This window comes from Pseudonocardia sp. Ae150A_Ps1, from assembly GCF_001932315.1.
Classification (GTDB): domain Bacteria; phylum Actinomycetota; class Actinomycetes; order Mycobacteriales; family Pseudonocardiaceae; genus Pseudonocardia.
In genome coordinates this window covers 3,609,591-3,626,430 of record NZ_MCIJ01000001.1, presented here as the reverse complement: position 1 = coordinate 3,626,430, position 16,840 = coordinate 3,609,591, and the positions used below count along the sequence as shown (strand labels likewise).

Here is a 16,840-nt window from a genome sequence, read left to right as displayed (position 1 = left end):
GTCAGCGGGCCCGCCAGACCGGCGCCCGCCGCTCCCGCGCCGCCGCCGCTCCCTCCGCCGCGTCCTCGGTGGCGCCCACGACCCGGCGCATCGTCTCGCCGAACCGGATGGCCTCCGTCGTGCCCATCTCGGGCCCCCGCACCGCCATCTCCTTGATCGCGCGCTGGGCGAGCGGGGCACCCGCGGTGAGCCGCTCCGCCAGGCCGCGCGCCTCCTCCATCAGGGACTCCCCGGGGACGACGCGGCCGGCCAGCCCGATCTCCCGCGCCCGGTGGGCGTCGATCGTCTCCCCCGTCATCAGCAGCTCCATCGCGGCCTGCCGGTCGATCATCCTGGGAAGCCGCAGTGCGCCGACGATCGTCGGCACGCCGAGCCGCACCTCGGGGAAGCAGAACGTCGCCTCCTCCGCAGCGATGACGAAGTCGCACCAGGTCAGCAGGGTGACCCCGTAGCCGACGGCGGCGCCGTTCACCGCAGCGACGATCGGCTTGAAGATCTCCCAGCCACTCTCCAGCGAGTTCACGGTCGGGCGTTCCCAGAAGCTCCCGGGGAAGTCGCCGGCGGGGTTGCCGGTGGTCGAGCGCAGGTCCGCCCCGGCGCAGAACGCCTGCCCCGCGCCGGTCACGATCGCCACCCACGCGTCGTCGTCGGTGCGGAACCGGTCCCAGGCCGCGTTGATCGAGCGGCGCATGTCGCCGTCGATCGCGTTGCGCTTCTCCGGCCGGTCGTAGGTGATCGTCACGACGTGCCCGTCCCGCTCGTAGCGGACCTCATCAGCCATCCGGCCATCCTCGCGGGACCGGCGCGGGCGGGCACCCCGGCGGTGAAGTCCGGGGCCGCTCAGCCCGGCGCGGCGAGGGGCGTGGCGGCAGCGAGGTGGCGGGCCAGCGGACCGGCCGCCTCCCGGACGGCCTGCTCCAGCTGCCACCGCCGGCCGGCGAAGTCCGCCCGGCTGACGACCACACCGAGCGCCGCCGTGCCGTCCCCGGACGGGACCGCGACGGCCAGCCCGGCCCGGCCACGGGCGTGCTCCTCGACCTCCACGGCGACGCCCGCCGAGCGCACCCGCAGCAGGTCCCGGTCGAGGAGCCTGCGGTCGGTCAGCGTGTGCGGGGTCAGCGCGCCGAGCGGGCCGGCGCCGAGCACCTCCGCGAGCCGTCCGGCGTCCAGCCCCGCGAGCAGTGCCTTCCCGGGTGCGGTGGCGTGCGCGGGGACGGGCTCGCCCGGCATCGCCCCCGGTCCGGGGTGCGCGGCGCACGTCTCGCTGTGCGCGACCACGACGTCGCCCGCCCGCAGCACGGCCAGCACGGCGGCCGCCCCGACCCGGACGTGCAGGTCGGCGAGGATCTCCCGGGCAGGCGCCGGCGGCACGATCCGGTCGGTCATCCCGCGGTAGAGCCCGACGACCCGGTAACCGAGGCCGTAGCCGCGCACCGCGTGCAGCCGGACGAGGTAGCCCTCCTCGACGAGCGTGCCGAGCACCCGGTACGTCGTCGGGAGGGGCAGGTCGAGGCGGCGGGCGAGCGCCTTCGCGGTCACCCCGTCGCCGATCTCGGCGACGGACTCCAGCACCCGCAGCGCACGCCGCAGCGCGGTGCCGGCCGTTCCGCCGGGGACACCGGTGCCGTCCTCACCCGCCACCCGCCTAGTGTCGCCGCCGGACACGACGGGCACCAGCGGACGGAGGACGCGTGGCGGGTGGGTTCCGGCCGACGGACCGCGACGGGCTCGCCGCCCACCTCGTGGAGCGGGTCACCGCCGTGCCCGGACGGCTGCGGGTCGTCGTCGACGGCTCGCCGCCCACCGGGCCGGTCGAGCTGGCACGCGCCGTCGCCGGCCTGCTCCGGGACCGGGGCCGGGACGCGCTCGCCGTCGACGCCGACGACTTCCTGCGGCCCGCATCGGTCCGCCTGGAGTTCGGCCGGACCGATCCCGCCATGTTCCTCGACGGATGGCTGGACGAGCCGGCCCTGCGCCGCGAGGTGCTGGGGCCGATGGCCCCGGACGGCAGCGGATCGGTGCTGCCCCGGCTGCGGGACGTGCACCGGGACCGCGCGTTCCGCGACGAACCGGTACCGCTCGGCGCAAGCGGTGTCGTCCTGCTCGGCGGTGGCCGGCTGCTGGGACGAGGCCTCCCCGCTGATCTGACGGTCACCTGCGGATGGGACGGGCCGCCCTGGAGCGCCGGCTGTCGCCGGATCTCGCCTGGACCGCGGCCGCCTACACCCGGTACGAGGAGGAGGGCGATCCCGGCGCGTACGCGGACGTGCTCGCGATGGCCGACCATCCGGAGCGTCCCGCTGTACGTGACCGCTAGGCGCCGGACGGTGACCGACATGCGTGCGCCACACCGGAACGGGTGATAATGGATACCGATCGCGCGATGGCGACGGTGACCCTCGGGGAGGAAGAATCTCTACCGGAGGTGAGAAGTTGTGGTGGGCGAGGAGGGAGTTGAACCCTCACGTCCTTTCGGACACACGGACCTGAACCGTGCGCGTCTGCCATTCCGCCACTCGCCCGGAGCGACAGGAAGAAAGCTAGCACCCCGCCGCGGACCCGTTCGCAGGGGGTCCCCGCCGGCCGCCGGCCGGTGCCGGGGGGTGCGCGGGACCGGCCGGACGGGTAGATCGGAGAGGGCACGGGTGACCAGCGGACGGCGACGGCGTGGGCCGTTCGGTCGGGCGCCGCCGGGGCCGCGGGTTAGCACAGATACCATCGGTCGCACATCACCGACACGCCGATGCGGACGGAGGAGATCATTTGGGCCGCGTGGATCGCTTCGAGCGCCGATTGCAGGGGTTCGTGGGCGACGCCTTCGCGCGGGTCTTCGGAGGCAGTGTCGTCCCACAGGAAGTCGCACAGGCACTGCTGAGGGAAGCCGAGGACCACGTCGAGCAGCTCGCCGGAGGTCGCCTGTTGGCGCCCAACCGGTACACCGTTCTGCTCAGTCCCAGCGATCTCGACCGGATGGCGGGCGACGAGGACGGGGTCGTCCGATCCCTCTCGTCGCACGTGGCGAAGGAACTCACCGACCAGGGCTGGGACACCTACGGTGAGGTCGTAGTCTTCCTGGAGCGCTCCGAGGCGCTGCACACGGGACAATTCCGCACCCGCTCCGCTGTCGATCCCGACGCTTCCCGTCGGGCCGCCACCAGAGCACGCACCGCAGGAGAAGCACCCATGAGCCAGCAACCGGGCCACCCCGAGGAGAACGGGCAGTACGGGTACGACCGTGGCGCCCCCGGCAGGTACGGCCAGCAGACCTACGCGCCTCCGGGGTACGACCAGGAGCAGGGTCAGCAGGGCTACGGCCAGCAGCAGGGCGGGTACGACCAGTACGGCCAGCCGCAGGGCGGGTACGGACAGCCCCAGGGCTACGACCAGTACGGCCAGCCCGCCTACGGGCAGCCGCCGCAGGGCTACGGCCAGCCGCAGCAGGGCTACGCGGACCCGAACCAGGGCTACGGCGGATACCCGCAGCAGCAGCCCGGCTACCCGCAGCAGGGCTACGACCAGGGCTACGACGGCTACGGCCAGCCCCAGGGCTACGCCCAGCCCGGCGGGTACCCGCAGCAGGGCTACGACCAGGGCTACGACGGCTACGGCCAGCCCCAGGGTTACGGCCAGCCGCAGGGCTACGGCCAGCCGCAGGGCGGGTACGACCAGGGCTACGACGGCCAGGGTTACGGCGGCCAGGGCGGCTGGGGCGCACCGGTGCAGCTCACCGCGATGCTGATCCTGGACGACGGGTCGAACCGCAACTACCAGCTGGTCGAGGGCACCCACGTCATCGGCCGCGGTCAGGACTCCCAGTTCCGCCTCCCGGACACCGGCGTCTCCCGCCGGCACCTCGAGGTCACCTGGGACGGCCAGGTCGCGACCCTGAACGACTTGGGCTCGACCAACGGCACCACGGTGAACAACTCGCCGGTGCAGTCGTGCCAGCTCACCGACGGCGACGTGATCCGCGTGGGTCACTCCAGCCTGGTGTTCCGGACCCAGGGCTGAGCCCGCTCGGGCGACAGGTCAGACTGGACGGGACATGACGGTCCGTCCGCCCGGCCCCGATCCGGGTGGGCGGACCGTGCAGGCGGACGAGAAGGGCGAGCAGGCGAAGTGCCGGAACTGGTGCTGCAGCTGACCAGAGGTGGCTTTCTGGCCCTTCTCTGGCTGTTCGTCCTGCTCGCACTGCAGGTGGTCCGCTCGGACCTCTACACCGCCTCCGGGCTCAAGGGCGCCGTGCCCGGCCGGTCGGGAGGCAAGGCCCCCCGTGCCCGTGGCGCAGGCCGCGGGAAGGTGGCCCGCCAGCTGCTCGTCACCCAGGGCCCGCTGACCGGCAGCCGGATCACCCTGGACTCGCGGCCGATCCTCATCGGCCGCGCGGACGACTCCACCCTCAAGCTCGACGACGACTACGCATCCACCCGGCACGCCCGCATCTCCCAGCAGGGAGACGAGTGGTACGTCGAGGATCTCGGGTCGACGAACGGCACCTATCTCGAACGTAATAAGGTCACCGGGCCCACCCGGGTCCCGTTGGGGACGCCGGTCCGCATCGGCAAGACGGTGATCGAGCTGCGATCGTGACGGCCCTGGACCAACCATGACCACCACGCCGCGACCGCCCGCTCCCCCGGTGCCGCGGCCGCTCGACCGGTCCCGCGGCGCGGGATCGCCCCGACGTGCCCCGACCGAAGCCGGAGCCGCCCCGTGACACTGGTGCTGCGCTACTCGGCCCGCAGTGACCGCGGACTGGTCCGGCAGAACAACCAGGACGCCGTCTACGCCGGCCCCCGACTGCTCGCCCTCGCCGACGGCATGGGTGGGCACGCCGCCGGCGAGGTCGCCTCGTCCCTGGTGATCTCCGCACTGGCCCCGCTCGACGACGACGTTCCCGGCGACGACCTGCTCGCCGAGCTCCGCGACGCGACCCACGAGGGCAACGACGCGATCTCCCGGCACGTCGCCGACGCCCCCGATCTCGAGGGCATGGGCACCACGCTGACCGCCATCCTCTTCGCGGGGTCGCGGCTGGGCATGGTGCACGTCGGCGACTCGCGCTGCTACCAGCTGCGCGGCGGCGAGTTCGCCCAGATCACGAAGGACGACACGTTCGTCCAGTCGCTGATCGACGAGGGGCGGATCACCGAGGAGGAGGCGCACACGCACCCGCAGCGCTCGCTGCTGCTGCGCGCCATCACCGGGCAGGACGTCGACCCCTCGCTGTCGATCCGCGAGTCCCGCGCCGGCGACCGCTTCCTGCTCTGCTCGGACGGGCTCTCCGGCCCGGTCAGCGACGAGACCCTGCAGCAGACGCTGGAGGACTACGCCGACCCGCGCGAGTGCGCCGACCGGCTGATCGAGCTCGCGCTGCGTGGTGGCGGGCCCGACAACATCACGTGCATCGTGGCGGACGTGGTGGACGTGGACTACGCCGACGACGCGCCGATCATCGGTGGGTCGGCCGGGCGGAGCCCCCGCGCGGGCGACGGCGACTACCGGCACGACGAGCGTGCCCCGGACACCTCCGCGCAGCGGGCCGCGGCGACCACCCTGCCCCGCACCGAGCCGGTGCGGCTCGAACCCGACCGGACCGGGTCCGACGGGCGCCGGCGCGGGCTGCGGCCCGTGCTCGCGCTGCTCGGCGTGCTCGTGGTGCTGGTGGCCGGCGTCTTCGTCGCCCGGGCACTGGTTCTCCAGCAGTACTACGTGGGCGTGGACCAGAACCAGGTCGCGATCTACCAGGGCGTGCGCGGGAACGTGCTCGGGGTCCCGCTGCAGCGGGTCGCCGAGCGCTCCGACATCGACCTCGACGACCTCCCGCAGTCGGTGCGCACCCAGGTCTCCGGCGGGATCGTCTCCGACGACGGCGACACCGGCGCCCGCGACACCGTGGACCGGCTGCGCGAGCAGATGCTGCCGCTGTGCTCGACGCTGAACCCGCCCCCGGCGCCGCCCGTGGTCGCACCGCCCGCCGTGCCCGGCGGACCCCCGGTGACCACCACGCCGCTGCCGACCATGACCCCGGACCCGGGCCGCAACTGCCGGCTCGACAGCTGATGACGGCGGGCAACGGCGCGCCGGAGCCGACGACCGGCACCGGCCGCGGGATCGAGTTGGTCATGCTCGGCCTGGCGGCGGTGCTGACGACCGGTGCACTCGTCCTGGTCGAGGCGAACCAGGAGCAGTCGCTCACCACGGACCTGCTCCTGGTCGGGCTGGCCTACCTGGTGCTGTTCTCCGGCGCGCACCTCGCGGTGCGGTGGCTGGCGCCCTACGCCGACCCGCTGATCCTCCCGTCGGTGGCGCTGCTCAACGGCATCGGCCTGGTCATGATCCACCGGCTGGACCTGGCCAGGGCGGCACGCGCGGAGCTGCTCGGCCGGGAGGTCCCGAGCGGGCTCATCACGGCCCAGATCACCTGGACGGTGGCCGGGCTCGCGCTGTTCGCGCTGGTCCTGTACTTCCTGCGCGACCACCGCGCCCTCGCCCGCTACGGCTACACGGCCGGCTTCCTCGGGCTGGTGCTGCTCGCGCTGCCCGCCGTGCTGCCGTCGTCGATCTCCGAGGTCAACGGCGCGAAGCTGTGGATCCGGATCCCCGGCGGCCCGGGCATCCAGCCCGGCGAGTTCGCCAAGATCCTGCTGATCGTGTTCTTCTCGGCCTACCTGGTCCAGAAGCGCAACCTGCTCTCCACGGCCGGCCGCCGGTTCCTCGGCATGGAGCTGCCGCGCGCCCGCGACCTGGCGCCGCTGCTCGCCGCCTGGGGCCTGTCGATCGGCATCATGGTCTTCTCCCGCGACCTCGGCAGCTCGCTGCTGATCTTCGGGCTGGTCCTGGTCCTGCTCTACACGGCCACCGAGCGGATCTCCTGGATGGTGATCGGGCTGACGGCCTTCGCCGTCGGCGCGTCGATCGCCTACCAGCTGTTCGGGCACGTGCGGGTCCGCGTGCAGATCTGGCTGGACCCGTTCGAGGACTACGACGGCGGCGGCTTCCAGCTCGCCCAGGCACTGTTCGGGCTGGGCACCGGCGGGGTCGGCGGGACCGGCCTGGGTGCCGGCCGGCCGGACCTCGTGCCCTTCGCCGAGTCCGACTTCATCTTCTCCTCGCTCGGCGAGGAGCTCGGCCTGATCGGGCTGGCGGCGATCCTGGTCGTCTACCTGGTCCTGATCACCCGCGGGCTCCGCTCGGCGCTGGCCGTGCGCGACTCCTACGGCAAGCTGCTGGCGACCGGGCTGGCGTTCTCGGTGGCGCTGCAGATCTTCGTCGTCATCGGCGGGGTGACCAAGCTGATCCCGCTGACCGGTCTGACGCTGCCGTTCCTGTCCTACGGTGGGTCGTCGCTGCTGGCGAACTACGTGCTCGTCGCGCTCCTGCTGCGGATCTCGCACGTGGCACGGGCGCCGCTGCCGAAGCGGCCCGCCCAGCAACGGGCGCCGATCGCGGAGGCGAGCACCGAGCTCGTCCAGCGCCCGCAGAGCTCCCGCCCGTCGACCACACCCACGCCCGCGTCCCAGGAGAGGAGCGACCCGTGAACCGCCCGGTACGCCGCGTCGCCCTCGCCGTGATGGTCATGATCGTGGCGCTGCTCGCGAACATCACCTACGTGCAGGTCGTCGTGGCCGGCCAGTACCGCGACGACCCGCGCAACCAGCGCACGCAGATCGACGAGTACTCCCGCCAGCGCGGCCAGATCACCGCGGGCGGCCAGGTCCTGGCGCAGAGCGTCGACAGCGACGGCCGGCTGCGTTACGCCCGGCAGTACCCGGAGGGCCCGGCGTTCGCGCCGATCACCGGGTTCCTCTCCACCGTCTACGGCAAGGGCGCCCTCGAGCGGTCCACCGACGACGTGCTGAACGGCACCGACGACCGGCTGTTCGTGCGCCGGCTGTCCGACCTGATCACCGGCCGGGACCCGGCGGGCGGGAACGTCGTGACCACGGTCGACCCGGACGTGCAGCGGGTCGCCTACGACGGCCTGCAGTCGCGCGGCTACACCGGCGCCGTCGTCGCGCTGGAGCCGCAGACCGGCAACATCCTGGCGATGGCCTCGACGCCGTCGTACGACCCGAACCGGCTGGCCGCCCCGGACGCGGCCGAGCAGCAGGCGGCCTGGCGCGAGTACAACAACGCCGAGCTCAACCCGCTCACCAACCGCGCGATCAACGAGATCGAGCCGCCCGGGTCGACGTTCAAGCTGGTCACGACCGCGGCAGCGCTGCAGAACGGGTACACCCCGGAGAGCAGGCTCACCGCGGCCCGCAACATCCAGCTGGCCGACTCGACGACCACGCTGGAGAACTACAACGGCTCGCAGTGCGGCGGCGGCGACACCGCGTCGCTGCGCGAGGCGCTGGCCCGCTCCTGCAACACCGCGTTCGCCCAGCTGGGCCAGGAGCTCGGGGCGGACAAGCTCCGGGCGCAGGCCGAGGCGTTCGGGATCGGCCGGTCGGACCTGCAGATCCCGATGCCCGTCACCGCGTCGCAGGTCGGTCCGATGTCCGACGTGCCCTCCACCCAGCAGTCCGCGATCGGCCAGCGCGACGTCCGGCTGACCCCGATGCAGCTGGCGATGATCGGCGGCTCGATCGCCAACGGCGGCCAGACGATGGCCCCGCACCTGATCAAGGAGATCCAGGGCGCGACGCTCGACGTCGTCGACACCACCGAGCCGGACCGGATGGCCCGCTCGATGCCCGGCGACGTCGCCCGCACCCTGACCGACCTGATGATCGGCTCCGAGGACCGGACCCAGGGCGGCGGCAAGATCACCGGCGTCCAGATCGCCTCGAAGACCGGTACCGCCGAGCACGGCACCGACCCGAAGAACACCCCGCCGCACGCCTGGTACGTGGCGTTCGCCCCGGCCGACAACCCCCGGGTCGCGGTCGCGGTGCTGGTCGAGAGCGGCGGGGACCGCGGTGCCGAGGCCACCGGCGGTTCGGTCGCGGCACCGATCGGCCGCGCCGTCATCGCCGAGACCCTCCGGGACGCCCAGTGAGGCGGGGACACGCCGCGGGAACGGCACGGCGCAGGTCCCCGGCGGGCCCGTGAGCGCGCTGGCGGCCGGGCAGCTGATCTCCGAGCGCTACCAGCTGGACCGGCGGATCGCGGTCGGCGGGATGGGAGAGGTCTGGGAGGCCTCCGACACCCGTCTCGGGCGGAGCGTCGCCGTGAAGGTGCTCAAGGCCGATCTCTCCGACGACCCGGAGTTCCTGCACCGGTTCCGGATCGAGGCGCGCACGGTGGCGTCGCTGGACCACGCCGGCATCGCCTCGGTGCACGACTACGGCGAGGACGACGGCCCCGTCGGTGGCGGCCGCACCGCGTACCTGGTGATGGAGCTCGTCCGCGGCGAGCCGCTGTCGACCCGGATCGGGCGCGGGCCCATCCCGTCCGACGAGGCGCTCGACATCCTCGAGCAGGCCGCGCGGGCGTTGCAGGCGGCGCACGAGCGCGGGTTCGTGCACCGCGACGTGAAGCCCGGCAACATCCTGCTGCGCACCGACGGCGTCGTGAAGCTGACCGACTTCGGCATCGCCAAGGCCGCCGACGCCGTCCCGGTCACCCGGTCCGGGATGGTCATGGGCACCGCGCACTACATCGCGCCGGAGCAGGCCTCGGGCGACGAGGCCGGCCCGTCGGGCGACGTCTACTCCCTCGGCGTGGTCGGCTACGAGTGCCTGGCCGGGGTGCGCCCGTTCCGCGCCGAGAGCGCGGTCGCCGTCGCGATGATGCAGGTCCGCGACGACCCGCCGCCGCTGCCCGACGAGATCCCCGAGCGGATCCGCGAGCTGATCACCACGGTGCTCGTGAAGGACCCCGAGCAGCGCTACACCGACGGCGCCGAGTTCGCCGAGGCCGTCGCGGCCGTACGACGCGGGCACCGCCCGCCGCCCGCCGGCATCCCGGCCCCGACCGGGCACGCACCGGGTTTCCGGCCCGACGACGACCCGCAGGGCGGGCCGCGCCGGCACGCCCGTTCCGACGCCGACGGCCCGGAACCCGCGGGCCGCCCGCCCGAGATCCCCGGCCCGGCGGACCCGCCGGCCCGGTCCCCGCGGCACGGACTGCAGGCCGGTGACGACGCCGGCGGCCGCCCGCCTACGGGACCGGGGTCCCGTCCCGTCACCGGCGGGAACCGGCCACCGGCCGGACCGCCGCCCGTGCGCCCGCGTTCGGGTCCCCTCCCCGTCCCACCCCCCGCTGGGCCGGGTTCACCCGCCCACGGCTGGACCCCGGCGCGGACGCCGTACCCGCCGGGCGGGCCAGCAGCGGGGCACGGCGGCCGGCCGCCGACCGGACCGCAGGTGCCCGCGCACCCGGGTTCCGGGCCGCCCGCCGCACAGCGACCGGCACCGGCCCGGCCGCCGACCGGCCGCGGCTCCGGCGACCGCGCGCCCGAGCAGCACCCGTCCGGCCCCCTGGACCTGACCCCGAAACGGTCGGGCCGGGCGAAGGCCTGGCTCGCGGTGCTCTTCGTCCTGCTGAGCGTCGCGGCGGTGGTGCTGGCGGTCATGATCCTCCGGGAGACGTCGCCGGGCGGTAGCCGAACCGGCTCGCTGGGCCCGGCCCCCGGTACCGTGACGGTGGCCTCCGGGTGGGAGGCCGACCGCACGGGACCGGCGGCCACTTCCCGGCCGCTCACCGCCACACCTCCACGTGGCGGACCGGAGGTCGGCCGGTGATCCCACGCAACGGACGGCCCGGCGCACACGACGACCGCGCGGGAGTGATCACGTCCACCGACCGGCATGATGAGTACGCCTCCGACCCCGGGAACCTGAACCGATGACGACACCGCGACTGCTCTCCGAGCGCTACGAGCTGGGCGACCCGCTCGGCTACGGCGGGATGTCCGAGGTCCACCGCGGCCTCGACACCAGGCTCGGCCGGGACGTGGCGGTCAAGGTGCTGCGCGCCGACCTGGCCCGCGACCCGCAGTTCCAGCTGCGCTTCCGCCGCGAGGCCCAGAACTCGGCGTCGCTGAACCATCCGGCGATCGTCGCCGTGTACGACACCGGCGAGATCGAGTCCGAGTTCGGGCCACTGCCGTACATCGTCATGGAGTTCGTCGACGGCCAGACGCTGCGCGAGATCGTCAAGACGACGGGGCCGCTGTCCCAGCAGCGGGTCGTCGAGGTGATGGCCGACGTGTGCGCCGCGCTCGACTTCTCGCACCGGCACGGGATCATCCACCGCGACGTCAAGCCGGCGAACGTGATGATCAACGGCGTCGGTGCCGTCAAGGTGATGGACTTCGGCATCGCCCGTGCACTGGGCGAGGGTCAGAACGTCACCCAGACCGCCGCCGTGATCGGCACCGCGCAGTACCTGTCCCCGGAGCAGGCCCGCGGCGAGTCCGTGGACGCCCGGTCGGACGTCTACGCGGCCGGCTGCGTGCTCTTCGAGCTGCTCACCGGCGAGCCGCCCTTCACCGGCGACACCCCGGTCGCGGTCGCCTACCAGCACGTCCGGGAGGACCCGCGCGCCCCGTCGGAGCTGAACCCGTCGGTGCCGCCTGCGCTCGACGCGGTGGTGCTGAAGGCGCTGAGCAAGAACCCGGCCAACCGCTACCAGTCGGCCGCCGAGATGCGGGCCGACCTGGTGCGGGTGCGCAACGGTGAGCCGGTGCACGCGCCGCTCGTGATGAGCGAGTACGAGCGCACCCAGATGATGGCGCACGACGATGCCACCACCACGATGCCGACCCGCCGGATGGCCGGGAACGGGGCCGGCGGCCCACCGACCGGCCGGCACGTCATGCCCCCGGACCACGACGGGTACGACGACGACTCCGGTCGCGGCCGCGGGAAGAAGATCGCGCTCTGGCTCGTCGGGCTGATCGTGCTGGGCCTGCTCGGTTTCGTCGGGTTCCAGATGTTCTCGAACTCCTCCCCCGACCAGGTCTCGGTGCCCGACGTGCTCGGCCAGACCCCGGAACAGGCCCGCTCGACGATCTCCGCCGTCGGTCTGCTGCCGGACCAGCAGAACCAGCCGTCCGACGTCGCGCAGATCGGCAAGGTCGTCCGGACCGACCCGGGCGGTGGCAACCAGGTCGCGGAGAACAGCCGGGTGACGGTGTTCGTCGGGACCGGACCGGCCGAGGTGACGGTCCCGTCGCTGGTCGGGAGCTCGCCGTCGGACGCCGAGGTCCAGCTCCGCGAGGCCGGCCTGCAGGTCGGCGGGACGACCGAACAGAAGACGTCGGACTCCAGCCAGATCGGGAAGATCATCCGCACCGATCCCGGCCCAGGGCAGCGGGTGCCCGGCAACACGTCGGTGGCGCTGGTCGTCGGCAAGGAGCAGACCACGGTCTCGGTGCCGGACGTGACGGGCCAGAGCACCGAGCAGGCGGCGAACACGCTGCGCGGCGCCGGGTTCACCTCGGTGAGCACCACCGAGGTCGACGGCGGCGGCTCCGCGGGTTCCGTGGTCGGCACCGATCCCGCCGCGGGCACCCGGGTCCAGAAGGACCGGGCGATCTCGATCCAGGTCAGCCGGGGCAACCAGTCGCAGATCCCGAACGTCGTCGGCCAGCGGGTCGACAACGCGGTCAACACCCTGCGCGAGGCCGGCCTGTCGTTCCAGATCCAGACCGTCGACGTCTCCGACTCCTCGCAGAACGGCATCGTGCTGAACCAGAGCCCGTCCGGCGGGTCGCAGGCGTCCGACGGCCAGTCGGTGTCGCTGACGGTCGGCCGGGCCTCCGGCAGCGGTAACGACGGCGGGGACTCCACCGACGAGACCGGCAGCAGCGGCTTCCCCTTCAACTGATCAGGGAGGATGAGGGCGTGCGCGTACTCGTCGTCGACAACTACGACAGCTTCGTCTACAACCTCGTCCAGTACCTGGCCCAGCTCGGGGCCGAACCGGTCGTCCGCCGCAACGACGAGGTCGATCCCGACGAGCTCGGCGAGGTCGGTGCCGTGCTGGTCAGCCCCGGCCCCGGTACGCCGGAGCGGGCCGGGCGCAGCGTCGAGGCGATCCGCCGGGCAGCCGAGCGCGGCACGCCGCTGCTGGGTGTCTGCCTCGGCCACCAGGCGCTGGCGACGGCGTGGGGCGGGATCGTCGAGCGGGCGCCGGAGCTGCTGCACGGCAAGACCTCGCAGGTCTTCCACGACGACACCGGCGTCCTCCGCGAGCTGCCGTCGCCCTTCACCGCGACCCGCTACCACTCCCTCACGATCGCCCCCGACGGTCTCCCGGCCGAGCTAGAGGTCACCGGGCGGACCGGGACCGGGCTGATCATGGCGGTGCGGCACCGCGAGCTGCCGATCGAGGGTGTGCAGTTCCACCCCGAGTCGGTCCTGACCGAGGGCGGTCACCGCATGCTCGCGAACTGGCTCCGTCAGGCGGGCGCCGACGTCTCCGAGGACGTCGTGCAGCAGCTATCCGACGAGATGGCGGGACTCGTCGCGGGCGTCTAGATCCCCCGTTCGTTTCGCCCGTGTGACGCAACCCGGCGGGCATCCGCGCTACCGTGGTGGCGGATCTGTCCGGGTCGGCCGCTCCCACGACGTGCACCGCCGACGTCGCAGGTCCCGCCCCCGGCCGGCGCACCGGCCGGTACTCGTGTCCGCAGCACAGCCGATGAGGTCCGCCACATGCCCAAGTCGAAGGTCCGCAAGAAGGCGGCCTACACCCCGCCGCCGGTGAACCGCACCCCGCAGAAGCTGGCCGGTCCTACGCATCCCGCGTACATCGCGGTGATGGTCGCGATGTGGGTCCTCGGGCTGGCCTGGCTGGTCGTCAACTACCTCGCGGGGCCGGCGATCCCGTTCATGGCCGCACTGGGGAACGCGAACTTCATCATCGGATTCTCACTCATCGTGATCGGCCTCCTGATGACGATGCGGTGGCGTTGACCTGCAGAAATACATGAACGTCAGTTATCCTCACTGTGGATGACGGCTGTGGACAACCTCTCGTGAGCACACTGGGTGATCAACAGGGCCGGCATTCCTGGTCGACGCCGGCCGGTGCCGTCGTCGCACTGTGGGTGCTGGCCGCCGCCGCGGCCGCCTGGCTCGTGGCACTGGTCGCGACCGGGGCGGACCCGGCCGGGCAGCTGATCTCCGGGCTCGCCGCACTCGGTCTGGCCCTGGCGGCGGCGTCCGGGACCCGGGCCCGCCCGCGGCTCGAGGCCGGACCGGACGGAGTGACGATCCGCCGTCTGACCTGGACCCGGCACGCGCCCTGGTCGCGGGTCGACGACGTCCCGGTCCTGCGGACCCGCCGCTTCGGCCGGGAGTCCGCCCTCCTGGAACTCGACCTGCGCGACGTCGACGGCCACGAGCGACTGATCGTGCTGGGACGCCCGGAACTGGGCGAGGACCCCGAGGACGTCGCCGAGGTGCTCCAGGACCTGCACCCGCGCCTGTGACCCGCGTGGGCCGGACGCGGTGCGCCCCGCGCACCCCTTCACCGGCCCGCGCACCCGCTGCGGCAGGTGCTCGGGCCCGTAACAGGGTGCGCGACCCGGCAACGAGGTGCGCGGGCGCGTAATGGGGTGCGCGAGCCGGCAACGAGGTGCGCGAGCCTCTCCGCCGCCCGGCCGCGGACCCGTGGGGACCCTGCCCGGCCGGCCCGGGCACGCACCCCACGAACCGGACCATTCGCTCGGCCGCGTCCCCCTTCACCGGCCGCGCACCCCGTGACCGGCCCGCGCACCTGCCGCAGCGGGTGCGTGGGCCGGTGAAGAGGTGCGTGGGCCGGTGAAGGGGTGCCTGAGCGGCTGCTGTCCTCTGTCGTCGAGCCGGCACCGCCGCGTTCGGCCGCGCGGCGGTGCGGTGCGGCGGCGGCTCAGACGAGCGCGACCCCGGCGCCGATGAGGATCAGAGCGAGCAGCGCCAGCCCGGAGATCGAGGCGATCTGCACCTGCCGCCGGTTCGGCGAACCCGCGCCGAGGTAGACCAGTGCGGCGGTGACCGCGGCACCGAACACGAGGCCGCCGAGGTGCCCCTGCCAGGAGATCCCCTGCAGGGTGAAGCTGATGACGACGTTGATCGCGATCACGCCGATCACCTGACCCGCGGGCAGGCGCAGCCGGCGTAGCAGCACGAACAGCGCACCCATCAGGCCGAACACCGCGCCCGATGCGCCCGCCGTCGGACCGAGCGGGTTGCTGAGCAACATGACCGCGGCCGAGCCGCCGAGCAGCGAGACGCCGTACGCGGCGGTGAACCGGGCCCGGCCCAGCACCGCCTCGACCTCACGCCCGATGACCCACAGGGCGAACATGTTGAACGCCAGGTGCAGCGGACCGATGTGCAGGAAGCCGGACGTCACGAGCCGCCACAGCTGGCCGTCCGCGACGTCCACGGGTGTCAGGGCGCCCAGCCCGAACAGCGGGGAGTCGAAGTTCCGGTTGAGGCTGCCCGCCGTGACCACGGTCAGCACGAAGACCGCCACGTTCACGGCGATCAGGGTGGGCACGATCACCGGCTTGCCGGCACGGGTCGCCCCGGCGACGTTGCGCCAGCGCGGCGCCGACCGCGACGACTCGGCGAGGCAGTCCACGCAGTGCTGGCCCACCGAGGCGGGACGCAGGCACTCCGGGCACGCCGGACGGTCGCAGCGGGTGCACGCCAGCCCGGTCGGACGATCCGGGTGGCGGACGCACACCGAGCCGCCGCCGCGGCCGGCGGGGACGCCGCCGGCAGGGGGCGGTGCCGAGCCCGGCGCGCCCTGCTGCCACGGCGCGGGCCCGCCTCCGGGCGCGGCCTGCCACGGCGCGTTCGGGGGGCCGGGGTACGGGGCTCCGCCCGTCCCGCCGGGCCCCGGAGAGCCCTGTGGGCCCGGGGACGCGCCGTGTGCGGTGGGGTCTGGTCGTTCGGTCAGGGCGGACTCAGCTCCGCTCGATCTCGACCTTCTCGATGACCACGTCGTTGAGCGGGCGGTCGGCCTGCCCGGTGGTCGTGTTCCCGATGCCGTCGACGACCGCGCGGGACTCCGCGTCGGCGACCTCACCGAAGATGGTGTGGCGCCGGTTCAGGTGCGGCGTCGGGCCCACCGTGATGAAGAACTGCGAGCCGTTGGTGCCCGGGCCGGCGTTCGCCATCGCGAGCAGGTAGGGCCGGTCGAACTTGAGGTCCGGGTGGAACTCGTCGCCGAACTGGTAGCCCGGGCCACCGCGACCGGTGCCGGTCGGGTCGCCGCCCTGGATCATGAAGCCGCTGATCACCCGGTGGAAGATCGAACCGTCGTAGAACGGCCCGGTGTCGCCGCCACTGGCGTTCGGCCCCGTATAGTCCTTCGTTCCCTCTGCGAGACCGACGAAGTTCGCCACCGTCTTCGGGGCGTGGTCGCCGAACAGCTCGACCCGGATGTCGCCCTCGTTGGTGTGCAGGACGGCCGTCGTCTTGGCGTTTCCTGGTTCCGTCACGGCTACCATCGTGCCAGTACGCAGCCGCATCCGTGGGAAGCAGGTCCGGAACATGAGCACCGACCGCAAGCGGGCGAAGGCCCGCAAGGACGCCGCCGAGGCCGTGCACACGCTCGCCGACGCGGGACGGATCGCGGGCGGGGCCGCCGCCTCCTCGGTGTCCGACGCGGTGGCGGACCTGTCCGGTTCGGTCTCTCACCAGGTGGAGGACGCCCGCCGGGCGCTCGCCGCGGCGATCGATCCGGCCCCGGTGCGGACCCGTCGCGCGCCGTGGATCGTGGCCGTCGTCCTGCTGACCGGTCTCGCCGCCTACGCCTGGGCCACGCTGCTCCGCCGGGAGCGCGCCGTCGACCCGGGCACCCCGGTGCCGACCACCCCGCCGTCGGACCAGCAGATCCACGGCAAGCCGATCGGGCAGGGGCCGGCTCAGAACTCCACGAGCTGACG

15 protein-coding genes, 1 tRNA gene and 1 pseudogene are annotated in these 16,840 nt (G+C 73.4%); 12 read left to right on the top strand and 5 right to left on the bottom strand.

The genetic code is table 11. From position 1 onward, the window contains the following. Position 1 precedes the first annotated feature (1 nt). Together Ae150APs1_RS16955 and Ae150APs1_RS16950 are read right to left on the bottom strand one after the other, a co-directional pair. A complete protein-coding gene (locus Ae150APs1_RS16955; protein ID WP_075298884.1) occupies positions 2 to 781 on the bottom strand; it encodes an enoyl-CoA hydratase/isomerase family protein in 780 nt (259 codons plus the stop codon). Between the two features lie 59 nt (positions 782 to 840). Next, positions 841 to 1,641 carry an IclR family transcriptional regulator C-terminal domain-containing protein gene (locus Ae150APs1_RS16950; RefSeq protein WP_060574391.1) on the bottom strand — a complete coding sequence of 267 codons (801 nt, stop codon included), beginning with the start codon at positions 1,639 to 1,641 and terminating at the stop codon, positions 841 to 843. A 50-nt stretch (positions 1,642 to 1,691) separates the two neighbouring features. On the opposite strand from Ae150APs1_RS16950, the gene Ae150APs1_RS16945 reads away from it, so the two are divergent. Further along, complete coding sequence (locus Ae150APs1_RS16945) at positions 1,692 to 2,363, top strand: uridine kinase (protein ID WP_349289885.1); 672 nt, start codon at positions 1,692 to 1,694, stop codon at positions 2,361 to 2,363. A gap of 73 nt (positions 2,364 to 2,436) precedes the next feature. On the opposite strand, the gene Ae150APs1_RS16940 is transcribed toward Ae150APs1_RS16945, so the two are convergent. Then, positions 2,437 to 2,522, bottom strand: a tRNA-Leu gene (locus Ae150APs1_RS16940). Between the two features lie 241 nt (positions 2,523 to 2,763). Between Ae150APs1_RS16940 and Ae150APs1_RS16935 the strand changes: the two genes are divergently transcribed. From Ae150APs1_RS16935 to Ae150APs1_RS16890, 10 genes and pseudogenes are all read left to right on the top strand, one after another. After that, the gene (locus Ae150APs1_RS16935; protein ID WP_075298882.1) at positions 2,764 to 4,011 is read left to right on the top strand and encodes a DUF3662 and FHA domain-containing protein; all 1,248 of its coding nucleotides are present in this window, start codon (positions 2,764 to 2,766) and stop codon (positions 4,009 to 4,011) included. A gap of 108 nt (positions 4,012 to 4,119) precedes the next feature. Beyond that, a complete protein-coding gene (locus tag Ae150APs1_RS16930) occupies positions 4,120 to 4,590 on the top strand; it encodes an FHA domain-containing protein (RefSeq protein ID WP_010231234.1) in 471 nt (156 codons plus the stop codon). 123 nt (positions 4,591 to 4,713) lie between these two features. Next, complete coding sequence (locus tag Ae150APs1_RS16925) at positions 4,714 to 6,063, top strand: PP2C family serine/threonine-protein phosphatase (protein ID WP_075298880.1); 1,350 nt, start codon at positions 4,714 to 4,716, stop codon at positions 6,061 to 6,063. Next, positions 6,063 to 7,541 (top strand): FtsW/RodA/SpoVE family cell cycle protein, encoded by a 1,479-nt coding sequence (locus Ae150APs1_RS16920; protein WP_075298878.1) that lies wholly within the window; start codon positions 6,063 to 6,065, stop codon positions 7,539 to 7,541. Before Ae150APs1_RS16925 ends, Ae150APs1_RS16920 begins: the two co-directional genes overlap by 1 nt. Further along, entirely contained in the window at positions 7,538 to 9,007 is a 1,470-nt protein-coding gene (locus Ae150APs1_RS16915; protein ID WP_075298876.1) for a penicillin-binding protein 2, read from the top strand. Before Ae150APs1_RS16920 ends, Ae150APs1_RS16915 begins: the two co-directional genes overlap by 4 nt. 58 nt (positions 9,008 to 9,065) lie before the next feature. Beyond that, positions 9,066 to 9,905: pseudogene (locus tag Ae150APs1_RS33680) on the top strand (serine/threonine-protein kinase); the annotation flags it as partial. Between the two features lie 892 nt (positions 9,906 to 10,797). Further along, positions 10,798 to 12,783: a Stk1 family PASTA domain-containing Ser/Thr kinase gene (gene pknB / locus Ae150APs1_RS16905; protein WP_075298874.1), complete on the top strand. Its 1,986-nt coding sequence runs from the start codon at positions 10,798 to 10,800 to the stop codon at positions 12,781 to 12,783. A 17-nt stretch (positions 12,784 to 12,800) separates the two neighbouring features. Next, positions 12,801 to 13,436 (top strand): aminodeoxychorismate/anthranilate synthase component II, encoded by a 636-nt coding sequence (locus Ae150APs1_RS16900; protein ID WP_075298872.1) that lies wholly within the window; start codon positions 12,801 to 12,803, stop codon positions 13,434 to 13,436. Between the two features lie 177 nt (positions 13,437 to 13,613). After that, positions 13,614 to 13,874: a cell division protein CrgA gene (crgA, locus tag Ae150APs1_RS16895; RefSeq protein ID WP_010233083.1), complete on the top strand. Its 261-nt coding sequence runs from the start codon at positions 13,614 to 13,616 to the stop codon at positions 13,872 to 13,874. Between the two features lie 62 nt (positions 13,875 to 13,936). After that, the gene (locus tag Ae150APs1_RS16890) at positions 13,937 to 14,392 is read left to right on the top strand and encodes a PH domain-containing protein (protein ID WP_139316953.1); all 456 of its coding nucleotides are present in this window, start codon (positions 13,937 to 13,939) and stop codon (positions 14,390 to 14,392) included. 419 nt (positions 14,393 to 14,811) lie between these two features. Here Ae150APs1_RS16890 and Ae150APs1_RS16885 read toward each other — a convergent pair whose 3' ends face one another. Then, a complete protein-coding gene (locus Ae150APs1_RS16885; protein WP_249266370.1) occupies positions 14,812 to 15,543 on the bottom strand; it encodes a rhomboid family intramembrane serine protease in 732 nt (243 codons plus the stop codon). A 313-nt stretch (positions 15,544 to 15,856) separates the two neighbouring features. Beyond that, the gene (locus Ae150APs1_RS16880) at positions 15,857 to 16,402 is read right to left on the bottom strand and encodes a peptidylprolyl isomerase (RefSeq protein WP_033198699.1); all 546 of its coding nucleotides are present in this window, start codon (positions 16,400 to 16,402) and stop codon (positions 15,857 to 15,859) included. Positions 16,403 to 16,445: 43 nt separating this feature from the next. On the opposite strand from Ae150APs1_RS16880, the gene Ae150APs1_RS16875 reads away from it, so the two are divergent. Beyond that, a complete protein-coding gene (locus Ae150APs1_RS16875) occupies positions 16,446 to 16,838 on the top strand; it encodes a hypothetical protein (RefSeq protein WP_010224599.1) in 393 nt (130 codons plus the stop codon). The last annotated feature ends 2 nt before the right edge of the window (positions 16,839 to 16,840 follow it).

Bases quoted from the DNA above. Each gene is read 5' to 3' on its own strand.
- Ae150APs1_RS16880 (WP_033198699.1), bottom strand. From the start codon at position 16,402: ATGGTAGCCGTGACGGAACCAGGAAACGCCAAGACGACGGCCGTCCTG.
- pknB (WP_075298874.1), top strand. From the start codon at position 10,798: ATGACGACACCGCGACTGCTCTCCGAGCGCTACGAGCTGGGCGACCCG.
- Ae150APs1_RS16920 (WP_075298878.1), top strand. From the start codon at position 6,063: ATGACGGCGGGCAACGGCGCGCCGGAGCCGACGACCGGCACCGGCCGC.
- Ae150APs1_RS16955 (WP_075298884.1), bottom strand. From the start codon at position 781: ATGGCTGATGAGGTCCGCTACGAGCGGGACGGGCACGTCGTGACGATC.
- crgA (WP_010233083.1), top strand. From the start codon at position 13,614: ATGCCCAAGTCGAAGGTCCGCAAGAAGGCGGCCTACACCCCGCCGCCG.
- Ae150APs1_RS16875 (WP_010224599.1), top strand. From the start codon at position 16,446: ATGAGCACCGACCGCAAGCGGGCGAAGGCCCGCAAGGACGCCGCCGAG.